6 protein-coding genes, 3 tRNA genes, 4 rRNA genes and 1 pseudogene are annotated in these 13,667 nt (G+C 46.2%); 6 read left to right on the top strand and 8 right to left on the bottom strand.

Annotation, left to right across the window (positions count from 1 at the left end; genetic code table 11):
* Window positions 1–115: 115 nt before the first annotated feature.
* The 5 genes from leuA (at window position 116) to N5E84_RS00795 (ending at window position 5,824) form a co-directional block, all read left to right on the top strand.
* Window positions 116–1,663, top strand: a complete 1,548-nt coding sequence (leuA, locus tag N5E84_RS00815; RefSeq protein WP_013856011.1) for a 2-isopropylmalate synthase — start codon at window positions 116–118, stop codon at window positions 1,661–1,663.
* Window positions 1,664–1,736: 73 nt separating this feature from the next.
* The gene (gene leuB, locus N5E84_RS00810) at window positions 1,737–2,828 is read left to right on the top strand and encodes a 3-isopropylmalate dehydrogenase (protein WP_019282467.1); all 1,092 of its coding nucleotides are present in this window, start codon (window positions 1,737–1,739) and stop codon (window positions 2,826–2,828) included.
* A gap of 59 nt (window positions 2,829–2,887) precedes the next feature.
* A complete protein-coding gene (gene leuC, locus N5E84_RS00805) occupies window positions 2,888–4,309 on the top strand; it encodes a 3-isopropylmalate dehydratase large subunit (protein ID WP_069212078.1) in 1,422 nt (473 codons plus the stop codon).
* 14 nt (window positions 4,310–4,323) lie between these two features.
* Window positions 4,324–4,926: a 3-isopropylmalate dehydratase small subunit gene (gene leuD, locus N5E84_RS00800; protein WP_017042706.1), complete on the top strand. Its 603-nt coding sequence runs from the start codon at window positions 4,324–4,326 to the stop codon at window positions 4,924–4,926.
* A 112-nt stretch (window positions 4,927–5,038) separates the two neighbouring features.
* Window positions 5,039–5,824 (top strand): DUF547 domain-containing protein, encoded by a 786-nt coding sequence (locus N5E84_RS00795; protein ID WP_013856007.1) that lies wholly within the window; start codon window positions 5,039–5,041, stop codon window positions 5,822–5,824.
* 40 nt (window positions 5,825–5,864) lie between these two features.
* Here N5E84_RS00795 and rrf (N5E84_RS00790) read toward each other — a convergent pair.
* The 8 genes and pseudogenes from rrf (N5E84_RS00790) to N5E84_RS00755 all read right to left on the bottom strand — a co-directional run.
* A 5S ribosomal RNA gene (gene rrf, locus N5E84_RS00790) occupies window positions 5,865–5,980 on the bottom strand.
* A gap of 31 nt (window positions 5,981–6,011) precedes the next feature.
* Window positions 6,012–6,087 (bottom strand) — tRNA-Thr (locus N5E84_RS00785).
* A 67-nt stretch (window positions 6,088–6,154) separates the two neighbouring features.
* Window positions 6,155–6,270, bottom strand: a 5S ribosomal RNA gene (gene rrf, locus N5E84_RS00780).
* An 87-nt stretch (window positions 6,271–6,357) separates the two neighbouring features.
* A 23S ribosomal RNA gene (locus N5E84_RS00775) occupies window positions 6,358–9,248 on the bottom strand.
* A 298-nt stretch (window positions 9,249–9,546) separates the two neighbouring features.
* Window positions 9,547–9,622 (bottom strand) — tRNA-Ala (locus N5E84_RS00770).
* Between the two features lie 44 nt (window positions 9,623–9,666).
* A tRNA-Ile gene (locus tag N5E84_RS00765) sits at window positions 9,667–9,743 on the bottom strand.
* Window positions 9,744–9,808: 65 nt separating this feature from the next.
* Window positions 9,809–11,353 (bottom strand): 16S ribosomal RNA (locus N5E84_RS00760).
* Together the 16S, 23S and 5S rRNA genes with 3 tRNA genes alongside form the textbook arrangement of a ribosomal RNA operon.
* Before the next feature lie 626 nt (window positions 11,354–11,979).
* A pseudogene (locus tag N5E84_RS00755) lies at window positions 11,980–12,390 on the bottom strand (HD family phosphohydrolase); the annotation flags it as partial.
* Between the two features lie 57 nt (window positions 12,391–12,447).
* Here N5E84_RS00755 and N5E84_RS00750 point away from each other — a divergent pair.
* Window positions 12,448–13,650, top strand: coding sequence for an IS256 family transposase (locus tag N5E84_RS00750; protein WP_095661319.1), 1,203 nt, complete (start codon window positions 12,448–12,450; stop codon window positions 13,648–13,650).
* The last annotated feature ends 17 nt before the right edge of the window (window positions 13,651–13,667 follow it).

Genomic DNA, 13,667 nt, shown 5'->3' with positions numbered 1-13,667 from the left:
TAGGTTGTGGAAGAAAAACACAACACAAGATGACAAGAGCCCGCACTGAGATGCGGGTTTTTTTATAACTACATTTAGGAAGTAAACGATTAACCATCGGTGCAAGGGAGCAAACATGAATAATCAAGTCATTATATTCGACACCACACTACGTGATGGCGAGCAAGCTTTGTCAGCAAGCTTAACCGTTAAAGAAAAACTGCAGATTGCTTACGCATTAGAGCGCCTTGGTGTTGATGTTATTGAAGCAGGTTTTCCAGTTTCCTCCCCAGGTGATTTTGAATCGGTCAAAACGATTGCCAAACACATTAAAAACAGCCGCGTCTGCGCGCTTTCTCGCGCGGTAGCAAAAGATATTGATGCAGCAGCCGAAGCTCTGAAAGTCGCCGATGCTTTTCGTATCCATACGTTTATTTCAACCTCAACCATTCATGTGCAAGATAAATTGCGCCGCAGTTATGATGATGTGCTCGAGATGGCAGTCAGTGCGGTGAAACACGCCCGTAACTACACTGATGACGTCGAATTTTCCTGTGAAGATGCGGGCCGAACGCCCATTGATAATCTCTGTAGAATGGTCGAAGCCGCAATTAATGCCGGAGCTAAGACCATCAATATTCCAGACACGGTCGGTTATACTGTTCCTAGCGAATTTGGTGGCATTATTCAGATGCTGTTTGAGCGAGTCCCTAACATAGATAAAGCCATTATTTCCGTTCATTGCCATGATGACTTGGGAATGTCAGTCGCAAACTCGATTGCCGCTGTACAGGCTGGCGCAAGGCAAATAGAAGGCACCATCAACGGTATTGGTGAGCGCGCTGGTAACTGTTCACTGGAAGAGATCGCGATGATCATCAAAACTCGTCAAGAATTCCTCGGCGTACATACTGGCTTAAAGCATGATGAGATCCACCGCACCAGTAAGTTGGTTAGCCAACTGTGCAATATGCCGATTCAAAGTAACAAAGCGATTGTCGGTGCCAACGCATTTAGCCACTCATCGGGTATTCACCAAGATGGTATGCTAAAAAATAAAAATACTTATGAAATCATGACTCCAGAGTCAATTGGCCTAAAAAACCAAGCGCTGAACTTAACGAGCCGCAGTGGCCGCGCCGCAGTAAAAAGCCATATGGACAGCATGGGTTACAACGAGAACGAATACAATTTGAACGCATTGTATGAAGATTTCTTGAAGTTAGCCGACCGAAAAGGACAGGTATTTGACTACGATTTAGAAGCGTTGATGCACTTCTCTAATCTGCGTGATGAAGATGATTTCTATAAGTTAAATTATTTGAGTGTCCAATCTGGTAGTGTCATGGCAACCACCAGTATTAAATTGCTTTGTGGTGATGAAGAAAAATGTGAAGCTGCCGTTGGTAATGGCCCTGTCGATGCGCTTTACCAATGTATTTACCGTCTAACTGGCTATGAGATCGTATTGGATAAATTTGACCTTACCGCCAAGGGCGAAGGTGAAGATGGACTCGGGCAAGCCGATATTATTGCCAACTACAAAGGGCGAAAATATCACGGTACAGGCGTCTCTACGGATATTGTCGAAGCATCAGGGCAAGCCTTATTGCACGTGATCAATAGCATTCATCGTGCCGATCAAATTGCAGAAATTAAACAAAAGAAAGTGGCAACCGTTTAACGTACCTAGATTAGAGTTTTCAATCTTTAGAGCTCACTGGGGCAAGCAAATATAAAAATAGTAAAGGACTAACATGACAGACAAAACATACAAAATTGCCGTTCTTGCAGGTGATGGTATCGGCCCAGAAGTAATGCAACAAGCACACAAGGTATTGGATGCGATTGAAAAAAAACATGCTATCCGGTTTGCCAGAGAAGAACATGATGTCGGCGGGATTGCGATTGATAACCACGGTTGCCCGCTACCTGAAAGCACCATTAAAGGATGTGAAGAGGCAGACGCCGTATTGTTTGGTTCCGTAGGCGGTCCTAAATGGGAGCATTTACCACCCAACGACCAACCAGAGCGCGGTGCACTCCTACCGCTTCGCAAACATTTTCAACTGTTTTGTAACTTGCGTCCTGCTCAAATTCACTCAGGCTTAGAAAGCTTTTCTCCTTTACGATCCGATATCTCCGATCGTGGCTTCGATATTGTGGTTGTTCGAGAATTGACTGGTGGTATTTATTTTGGCCAACCCAAAGGACGCGAAGGAGAAGGGGCAAATGAAAAAGCATTTGATACCGAAGTTTACCACCGCTACGAAATCGAACGCATTGCAAAAATAGCGTTTGAGTCCGCACGATTACGTCGTAAAAAAGTATGCTCAGTCGATAAAGCGAATGTATTACAAAGCTCTATCTTATGGCGTGAGGTCGTGGAAGAGATCGCAAAAGATTATCCGGACGTCGAGCTTTCACACATTTATATCGATAATGCCACTATGCAGCTCATTAAAGATCCCTCTCAATTTGATGTCATGCTGTGCTCTAATATTTTTGGTGACATCATTTCCGATGAATGCGCCATGATCACAGGCTCAATGGGTATGCTACCTTCCGCTAGCCTTAATGAAAGCAATTTCGGTCTCTATGAGCCAGCAGGTGGCTCTGCACCTGATATCGCAGGAAAGAACATCGCTAACCCAGTAGCACAAATTCTTTCCGCCGCTTTAATGCTACGTTATAGCTTGGGCGAAGAAAGTGCCGCTCAAGCTATCGAAAATGCCGTATCAAAGGCGCTTACCGCAGGAGAACTCACCGCAGATCTTGCCAGTGGTAAAGCGGCACTTTCAACCTCTGAAATGGGCGATAAAATTGCCAGCTATATTTTAAATTCATAATTAGTAGGACTAGGCTCGCCTAGTCCTTTATAAAGCTCAAAGAGCTCAAGGAAGAAGCAATGTCGCAAGCAAAAACCTTATACGAAAAAATTTATGATGCCCACATTGCGGTATCAGCTGAAGGGGAAACCCCCATCCTTTATATCGATCGTCATCTCGTTCATGAAGTGACATCACCGCAAGCATTTGATAGTTTACGCGAAAAGGGACGTAAAGTTCGTCAGACGAGTAAAACATTCGCTACCATGGACCATAACGTTTCAACCACCACAAAAGACATTAATGCCTCGGGTGAGATGGCTCGAATCCAAATGGAAACATTGTCCAAGAACTGTGCTGAGTTTGGCGTAACACTCTACGACTTAAATCATAAATACCAAGGCATCGTTCATGTCATGGGGCCAGAATTAGGTATTACTCTTCCCGGTATGACCATTGTCTGCGGTGACTCACACACAGCAACACATGGCGCATTTGGCTCGTTAGCGTTTGGCATCGGTACATCAGAAGTTGAGCACGTACTTGCAACCCAAACATTGAAACAAGCTCGCGCGAAAACGATGAAAATTGAGGTGACAGGCAAAGTCGCTCCAGGCATCACCGCTAAAGATATCGTGCTAGCCATTATAGGTAAAACAACGGCGGCCGGTGGTACAGGCTATGTCGTTGAATTTTGTGGTGAAGCGATTACCGATCTTTCAATGGAAGGTCGTATGACGGTGTGCAATATGGCGATTGAGCTTGGAGCAAAAGCCGGTCTTATCGCCCCTGATCAGACTACTTTCGACTACATTAAAGGTCGCAAGTTTTCTCCTCAAGGAAACGATTTAGAAGCTGCCATTGAGTACTGGGCAACGCTAAAAACCGATGATAATGCCAAATTCGATGCAGTCGTTACCCTAAATGCCGCGGACATCAAACCACAAGTAACGTGGGGCACAAACCCAGGCCAAGTAATTGCTGTCGATGAAACCATTCCATCTCCCGATAGCTTTAGTGATCCTGTCGAAAAAGCATCAGCAGAAAAAGCATTAGCGTATATGGGACTGGAAGCGGGTAAATCCTTATCAGACTACAAAGTGGATAAAGTTTTTGTCGGTTCTTGCACAAACTCTCGCATTGAAGATATGCGAGCAGCAGCTCAAGTCGCGAAAGGTAAAAAAGTCGCACCACACGTTCAAGCATTGATTGTTCCAGGTTCAGAGCAAGTTAAAGCGCAAGCGGAAGCGGAAGGCTTGGATAAAATATTTATTGAAGCGGGTTTTGAATGGCGCTTGCCGGGCTGTTCAATGTGCTTGGCTATGAACAATGACAGGCTCGGTGCAGGTGAACGCTGTGCATCAACATCCAACCGCAATTTTGAAGGCCGCCAAGGTCGAGATGGCCGCACACATTTAGTCAGTCCTGCAATGGCCGCCGCCGCCGCCATCGCTGGACACTTTGTCGATATCCGTAATATTCATTCTTCAACACTCAACTAAACAGGGGATCACCAATGTCAGGTTTTAAACAGCACACAGGTTTGGTCGTTCCTCTTGATGCAGCGAACGTCGATACAGATGCCATTATCCCTAAGCAATTTTTACAGAAAGTAAATCGCACTGGTTTTGGCAAACACCTTTTTCATGATTGGCGTTTTCTAGATGATGCAGGTCAACAACCTAATCCAAATTTTGTCATGAATAAACCTCGCTATGAAGGAGCGAGCATTCTACTTGCTCGTGAAAACTTTGGGTGTGGTTCTTCACGAGAACATGCCCCTTGGGCTTTAGCGGATTACGGCATCAAAGCCATGATTGCACCCAGTTTTGCGGATATTTTTTATGGTAACTCAATCAATAACCAAATGGTTCCAGTCCGCCTTACAGAGCAAGAAGTTGATGAAATATTCCAATTTGTTGAAGGAAATGAAGGTGCTCAACTAACTGTAGATCTTGAACGAATGGAAGTTAAAGCCAATGGAAAAACATACTCATTTGAAATTGATGAATTTCGTCGCCATTGCTTACTTAATGGATTAGACAATATCGGTTTGACGCTACAGCACGAAGATAAAATCGCTGATTATGAAACAAAAATTCCTAGCTTTTTGAAATAGCGAGTATCGATTTAATTTCCAGAGGTTGGTGTAGATGCACCAACCTTTTATTTTATCTGAAATTTATCAATCCCTACCTAGGTCATATAACCTATGAGATGAGAGGTAAATGATGAAATATCTATTAACGCTATGTTTGACACTCGGGTCAACGAATGTATTTTCTGCTCCTAAATCACAACTATGGGATTATTGGAACTCTAGTAATGAAGAAAATACACAAGCCATTTCACATCAAATTTGGCAGACAACACTTGATACTTATCTAATCCAAGAAAATCACAACAACCTCTTCGATTATCAAAGGGTCAACTCAAAAGATAAAGAGCAATTAGAGCTCTATATTTCACAATTATCAGCCCTTGATCCAAGAGAGTATGCAAAGCTGGAACAATATGCTTACTGGGTCAACTTATATAATGCCTTAACAGTTAACTTAATCGTCGATCATTATCCAATACCATCCATCACTAAACTGGGAGGATTTTTCTCATTTGGCCCTTGGGAACAAAAGATCATTACCATCAATCAAAAAGAGCTGACTCTCAATGATATTGAACATCGAATTTTAAGACCCATTTGGAAAGATCCTCGAACCCATTATGCGGTCAACTGCGCAAGCCTTGGCTGCCCAAACTTACAAAAGCAGGCTTTCACAGCAGAAAATACTGAATTATTACTGGAGAAATCAGCCACTGAGTTTATCAATAGCGAAAAAGGAGTAAAGGTCACCAATGATAAATGGGTTCTGTCTTCTATTTATGACTGGTTTGCTGAAGATTTTGGAACGAAACAGCAATTATTTGAGCACTTAGTGCAGTACAACAAGGCACTAAAAAGCGAGAAAAAGAGTATCAGCTATCACTATGATTGGACATTGAATGATACGAATAGATAGAAAAAAACCTCAGCATTTCTGCTGAGGTTTCGTAATTCAAACCTGGCGATGTCCTACTCTCACATGGGGAGACCCCACACTACCATCGGCGCTGTTGTGTTTCACTTCTGAGTTCGGCATGGGTTCAGGTGGGTCCACAACGCTATGGTCGCCAAGCAAATTCTTTTAGCTTACAGAGCTATAAAACTGGTGCTGATACCCAGAATCGAACTGGGGACCTCATCCTTACCAAGGATGCGCTCTACCGACTGAGCCATATCAGCACACTGTATCTTGTGTCACAAGTGACTAAAAAGCCCGCTCTTACAAACGGGCTCTTATAAATTCAAAGCCTGGCGATGTCCTACTCTCACATGGGGAGACCCCACACTACCATCGGCGCTGTTGTGTTTCACTTCTGAGTTCGGCATGGAATCAGGTGGGTCCACAACGCTATGGTCGCCAAGCAAATTTCTTAATTCGGAAAGCTGTTTCGTTCTCATTCACACATTCAATGTTCTTCCATTGAGCCCACAAAACCCCTTCGGTGTTGTATGGTTAAGCCTCACGGGCAATTAGTATTGGTTAGCTCAACGCCTCGCAGCGCTTACACACCCAACCTATCAACGTTCTAGTCTCGAACAACCCTTTAGGACACTTAAAGTGCCAGGGAAGACTCATCTCAGGGCTCGCTTCGCGCTTAGATGCTTTCAGCGCTTATCAATTCCGAACTTAGCTACCGGGCAATGCCATTGGCATGACAACCCGAACACCAGCGGTTCGTCCACTCCGGTCCTCTCGTACTAGGAGCAGCCCCCTTCAATCTTCCAACGCCCACGGCAGATAGGGACCGAACTGTCTCACGACGTTCTAAACCCAGCTCGCGTACCACTTTAAATGGCGAACAGCCATACCCTTGGGACCGACTTCAGCCCCAGGATGTGATGAGCCGACATCGAGGTGCCAAACACCGCCGTCGATATGAACTCTTGGGCGGTATCAGCCTGTTATCCCCGGAGTACCTTTTATCCGTTGAGCGATGGCCCTTCCATTCAGAACCACCGGATCACTATGACCTACTTTCGTACCTGCTCGAACCGTCATTCTCGCAGTTAAGCGGGCTTATGCCATTGCACTAACCTCACGATGTCCAACCGTGATTAGCCCACCTTCGTGCTCCTCCGTTACTCTTTGGGAGGAGACCGCCCCAGTCAAACTACCCACCAGGCACTGTCCGCAACCCCGATGAGGGGCCTACGTTAGAACATCAAAACGACAAGGGTGGTATTTCAAGGTCGACTCCACGCAATCTAGCGACTGCGCTTCTAAGTCTCCCACCTATCCTACACATGTAGGTTCAATGTTCAGTGCCAAGCTGTAGTAAAGGTTCACGGGGTCTTTCCGTCTAGCCGCGGGTACACTGCATCTTCACAGCGATTTCAATTTCACTGAGTCTCGGGTGGAGACAGCGTGGCCATCATTACGCCATTCGTGCAGGTCGGAACTTACCCGACAAGGAATTTCGCTACCTTAGGACCGTTATAGTTACGGCCGCCGTTTACCGGGGCTTCGATCAAGAGCTTCGACCTAAGTCTAACCCCATCAATTAACCTTCCGGCACCGGGCAGGCGTCACACCGTATACGTCATCTTGCGATTTTGCACAGTGCTGTGTTTTTAATAAACAGTTGCAGCCACCTGGTATCTGCGACTCTCGTCAGCTCCATCCGCGAGGGACTTCACCAATAAGAGCGTACCTTCTCCCGAAGTTACGGTACCATTTTGCCTAGTTCCTTCACCCGAGTTCTCTCAAGCGCCTTGGTATTCTCTACCCGACCACCTGTGTCGGTTTGGGGTACGATTGCTTATAATCTGAAGCTTAGAGGCTTTTCCTGGAAGCAGGGCATCAATGACTTCACTGCCGTAGCAGCTCGACGTCGTGTCTCAGCCTAACAAGAAACCGGATTTACCTAGTCTCTTAGCCTACGCACTTGAACCAGGACAACCGTCGCCTGGCCCACCTAGCCTTCTCCGTCCCCCCATCGCAATTATAAGCAGTACGGGAATATTAACCCGTTTCCCATCGACTACGCTTTTCAGCCTCGCCTTAGGGGTCGACTTACCCTGCCCCGATTAACGTTGGACAGGAACCCTTGGTCTTCCGGCGGGGAGGTTTTTCACCCCCCTTATCGTTACTCATGTCAGCATTCGCACTTCTGATACCTCCAGCATGCTTTACAACACACCTTCAACGGCTTACAGAACGCTCCCCTACCCAATACAGTAAACTGTATTGCCGCAGCTTCGGTTTACTACTTAGCCCCGTTACATCTTCCGCGCAGGCCGACTCGACCAGTGAGCTATTACGCTTTCTTTAAATGATGGCTGCTTCTAAGCCAACATCCTGGCTGTCTGAGCCTTCCCACATCGTTTCCCACTTAGTAGTAATTTGGGACCTTAGCTGGCGGTCTGGGTTGTTTCCCTCTCCACGACGGACGTTAGCACCCGCCGTGTGTCTCCCGGATAGTACTTACTGGTATTCGGAGTTTGCAAAGGGTTGGTAAGTCGGGATGACCCCCTAGCCTTAACAGTGCTCTACCCCCAGTAGTATTCGTCCGAGGCGCTACCTAAATAGCTTTCGGGGAGAACCAGCTATCTCCGAGTTTGATTGGCCTTTCACCCCTAGCCACAAGTCATCCGCTAATTTTTCAACATTAGTCGGTTCGGTCCTCCAGTTGATGTTACTCAACCTTCAACCTGCCCATGGCTAGATCACCCGGTTTCGGGTCTATATCCAGAGACTGAAGCGCCCAGTTAAGACTCGGTTTCCCTACGGCTCCCCTATTCGGTTAACCTTGCCACTGAATATAAGTCGCTGACCCATTATACAAAAGGTACGCAGTCACACCACGAAGGTGCTCCTACTGCTTGTACGTACACGGTTTCAGGTTCTATTTCACTCCCCTCACAGGGGTTCTTTTCGCCTTTCCCTCACGGTACTGGTTCACTATCGGTCAGTCAGTAGTATTTAGCCTTGGAGGATGGTCCCCCCATGTTCAGACAGGATAACACGTGTCCCGCCTTACTCGATTTCACTTATAATGATGGAACAGTTACGGGGCTATCACCCTTTATTGCGCCACTTTCCAGAGGCTTCACCTGCATCATTAAAAGCTTAAGGGCTAGTCCAATTTCGCTCGCCGCTACTTTCGGAATCTCTGTTGATTTCTTCTCCTCGGGGTACTTAGATGTTTCAGTTCCCCCGGTTTGCCTCCTTACCCTATGTATTCAGGTAAGGATACGTACTTATGCACGTGGGTTTCCCCATTCGGAAATCGTAGACTCAAGTGGCTGTTACTGCCTAATCTACGCTTATCGCAAGTTACTACGTCCTTCATCGCCTCTGACTGCCAAGGCATCCACCGTGTACGCTTAGTCACTTAACCATACAACCCGAAGAAGTTTCGTGTTGTAGACAAGTCACCAAGGTTGTCTCTCATTATTTGAATGAGCGAGAGACGTTTGATTTTGCCGGACTCAATTTTGAAAACTTACCGAAGTAAGCTTTCCCAAGAACACTTGAATGTGTTTGGTATCAATACGTTAAACGCATTGATGTTGAGAACTTTTATTTGATAACAACAAACACGTTCGTTGTTATCAGTCAGCTTTCCAAATTGTTAAAGAGCACGATTTTCTAATGAAAACCATTTTTAAAAACACTATTGCTAGTGCACTTAAAGATGGTGGAGCTATGCGGGATCGAACCGCAGACCTCCTGCGTGCAAGGCAGGCGCTCTCCCAGCTGAGCTATAACCCCATCAGGTGTGTGATACTGTGTGCCAATCTTCTGGGATGAAGAATTGGTGGGTCTGAGTGGACTTGAACCACCGACCTCTCGCTTATCAGGCGAACGCTCTAACCACCTGAGCTACAGACCCAGCATCGTCTCTTAAACTGTATAAACCATCAATCTGTGTGGACACTCATCAGTGTAATCTTCGTATAAGGAGGTGATCCAGCGCCAGGTTCCCCTAGCGCTACCTTGTTACGACTTCACCCCAGTCATGAACCACAAAGTGGTGAGCGTCCTCCCCGAAAGGTTAAACTACCCACTTCTTTTGCAGCCCACTCCCATGGTGTGACGGGCGGTGTGTACAAGGCCCGGGAACGTATTCACCGTAGCATTCTGATCTACGATTACTAGCGATTCCGACTTCATGGAGTCGAGTTGCAGACTCCAATCCGGACTACGACGCACTTTTTGGGATTCGCTCACTATCGCTAGCTTGCTGCCCTCTGTATGCGCCATTGTAGCACGTGTGTAGCCCTACTCGTAAGGGCCATGATGACTTGACGTCGTCCCCACCTTCCTCCGGTTTATCACCGGCAGTCTCCCTGGAGTTCCCGACATTACTCGCTGGCAAACAAGGATAAGGGTTGCGCTCGTTGCGGGACTTAACCCAACATTTCACAACACGAGCTGACGACAGCCATGCAGCACCTGTCTCAGAGTTCCCGAAGGCACACCTGCGTCTCCGCTGGCTTCTCTGGATGTCAAGAGTAGGTAAGGTTCTTCGCGTTGCATCGAATTAAACCACATGCTCCACCGCTTGTGCGGGCCCCCGTCAATTCATTTGAGTTTTAATCTTGCGACCGTACTCCCCAGGCGGTCTACTTAACGCGTTAGCTCCGAAAGCCACGGCTCAAGGCCACAACCTCCAAGTAGACATCGTTTACGGCGTGGACTACCAGGGTATCTAATCCTGTTTGCTCCCCACGCTTTCGCATCTGAGTGTCAGTATCTGTCCAGGGGGCCGCCTTCGCCACCGGTATTCCTTCAGATCTCTACGCATTTCACCGCTACACCTGAAATTCTACCCCCCTCTACAGTACTCTAGTGAACCAGTTTCAAATGCGGTTCCGAGGTTGAGCCCCGGGCTTTCACATCTGACTTAATCCACCACCTGCATGCGCTTTACGCCCAGTAATTCCGATTAACGCTCGCACCCTCCGTATTACCGCGGCTGCTGGCACGGAGTTAGCCGGTGCTTCTTCTGTCGCTAACGTCAAATGATGCTGCTATTAACAACACCACCTTCCTCACGACTGAAAGTACTTTACAACCCGAAGGCCTTCTTCATACACGCGGCATGGCTGCATCAGGCTTGCGCCCATTGTGCAATATTCCCCACTGCTGCCTCCCGTAGGAGTCTGGACCGTGTCTCAGTTCCAGTGTGGCTGATCATCCTCTCAGACCAGCTAGGGATCGTCGCCTTGGTGAGCCATTACCTCACCAACTAGCTAATCCCACCTAGGCATATCCTGACGCGAGAGGCCCGAAGGTCCCCCTCTTTGGCCCGTAGGCATCATGCGGTATTAGCCATCGTTTCCAATGGTTATCCCCCACATCAGGGCAATTTCCTAGGCATTACTCACCCGTCCGCCGCTCGCCACCCAAGGAACAAGTTCCTCTGTGCTGCCGCTCGACTTGCATGTGTTAGGCCTGCCGCCAGCGTTCAATCTGAGCCATGATCAAACTCTTCAATTAAAGTTTTGTTGGTCCTAAGACCGGCTCAATGAATACTGACTTCAAAACTGTTTTTACTCGAAAGTAAAAAGTAATTTTAAAGCTATTGTTGTTCCAACAGAACAACAATGAATTGACTGTGCCAAAATCAAGTAAACTTGATTCTGATTGGTCACTCAGTTCATTGATAAATCTTTTTTGATTATCATCAATGAGTGCCCACACAGATTGATAGGTTTATATTGTTAAAGAGCGTTCTTCGCTGGGTTGCCGAGGCTTCCTTTGAAGAGGCGGCCATTCTAGCGAGATAATGGAAAGTGTCAAACACTTTATTAAATTATTTCGTCTTATTGATTTGACCTACTGATTGGCTGCTGGTTGGGCTTGAACCCTTACTGGCTGTGCCGTGTCAGTGAGGCGGCATTATAGGGAGAACGAAGATGAGTGCAAGCGGTTTTTAGAAAAAAGTACCTTCTGATAGCTCAAGTGAACAAAAAGACGCCAAAGCGTTAAATATCGATTAATTAGCGACCTATTTCCCTCTCTAAATCTCCTTGTTATCACCAGAGCATTGAGGTGACACACTTCATATTGCGTGCTTTTCTTCGTCAATGAAAGCTCGCACTGAGGCAGTACAAAGAAGCATATTACTCATCACTATCGAAGAAATAAGAGATTCTAGAGCGTGGGTTAAGATAGTCTCGGATTTTATCCGGAAGTTTATGCGGAAGAATAGCATTAACAATTTTCAAATCTCGATCAGCTAAATCAATAATGGGCGCTTGGGTTCGCGGAACCTAAGGGTCGTAAATCAATACATTAGGATATAGTAAGTGGCTGGCGTTTACGGAGATGACTAACCCAACCATATTGTTAGAAAGCTGAACAACGGTTCCCGGAGGGAAAACGCCCATAAATTTAACCAATACGTTTAAGTTTTCGTTACTATATAAATGATTACAATGCTTATACATATAGGAAAGTGCAATATAAGGAATCTTCTGCTCTGCAACGATATTGGGATGACACAAATTATCAAATACATTCGCGACCGTAATGGGTAGTGTTTAGAAATCTGTGTCATTTCAGTATGATATACAAAACAGGAATGACACATGAACAAAGACTTCGATCTAGAACAAGCTATTAAAGCCCTTCAGTCAGGCCAAGACCTGACAGGTAAAGATGGCTTCTTAACTCCGCTCATTAAACAAATCACAGAAGCTGCTTTGAAAGCAGAACTCGAACAGCACCTTGAAGGTGATGAGCAACCTAACCGTAAGAACGGCTCAAGCAAGAAAACGATTAAGTCTTCTGTCGGCACGTTTGAACTGGATACCCCACGCGACCGCTCTGGAACATTTGAACCCCAGTTAGTTAAGAAGAACCAGACTAAATTGACCGATGAGATCGACCGTAAGATCCTATCCATGTTCTCGCTCGGTATGAGCTACCGTGATATCCGTGGTCACGTAGAAGATATGTATGGCATTGATGTCTCTGAGGCCACCATCACAGGTGTTACCGACCGTTTGATACCTGAGCTGAAGGAGTGGCAGCAACGTCCGCTCGATGCACTTTATCCCTTTGTCTGGCTTGATGCCATCCACTATAAAATCAAAGAAGACGGACGCTACGTTAGCAAAGCGATATACACAATATTGGGCTTAGATGTTGAGGGGAAAAAGGAGCTACTCGGTCTTTATCTGTCAGAGTCGGAAGGCGCTAATTACTGGCTCTCCGTGCTAACAGATCTGTATAACCGCGGCGTTGAAGATATCTTGATCGCCTGCGTAGATGGGCTAACAGGCTTCCCAGAAGCGATAGCAACCATCTATCCTGATACAGAAGTTCAGCAATGCATCATTCACCAAATCCGTAACTCTATGAAATATGTTGCCTCTAAGCATCAGAAGGCGTTTATGGCCGACTTGAAGCCAGTCTATCGGGCTGTCAGCAAAGAAGCGGCCGAGATGGAGTTGGATCGTTTGGAAGCCAAATGGGGACAGCAATACCCAATAGTGATTCGTTCCTGGCGGAACAAATGGGCAAATTTATCGGTTTACTTTAAATATCCAGAATACGTCCGAAAGGCTATTTACACGACAAATGCTATTGAAGCCGTACATCGCCAATTCCGTAAACTGACCAAAACTAAGGGTGGGTTCCCAAATGAAAATAGCTTGCTTAAGCTACTGTATGCTGGGATATTGAATGCTTCTAAGAAATGGACAATGCCAATACAGAATTGGAATATGACATTGTCTCAACTGGCGATTCATTTTGAAGGTCGCTTGGATGACGTCTTAGATATTTAGCCAAAATTAGCTGACAC

It is taken from the genome of Vibrio sp. J502 (genome assembly GCF_025397955.1).
Taxonomy (GTDB): Bacteria; Pseudomonadota; Gammaproteobacteria; order Enterobacterales; family Vibrionaceae; genus Vibrio; species Vibrio anguillarum.
The sequence above is the reverse complement of the archived record's forward strand: the minus strand, read 5'-3'. Positions and strand labels throughout refer to the sequence as shown.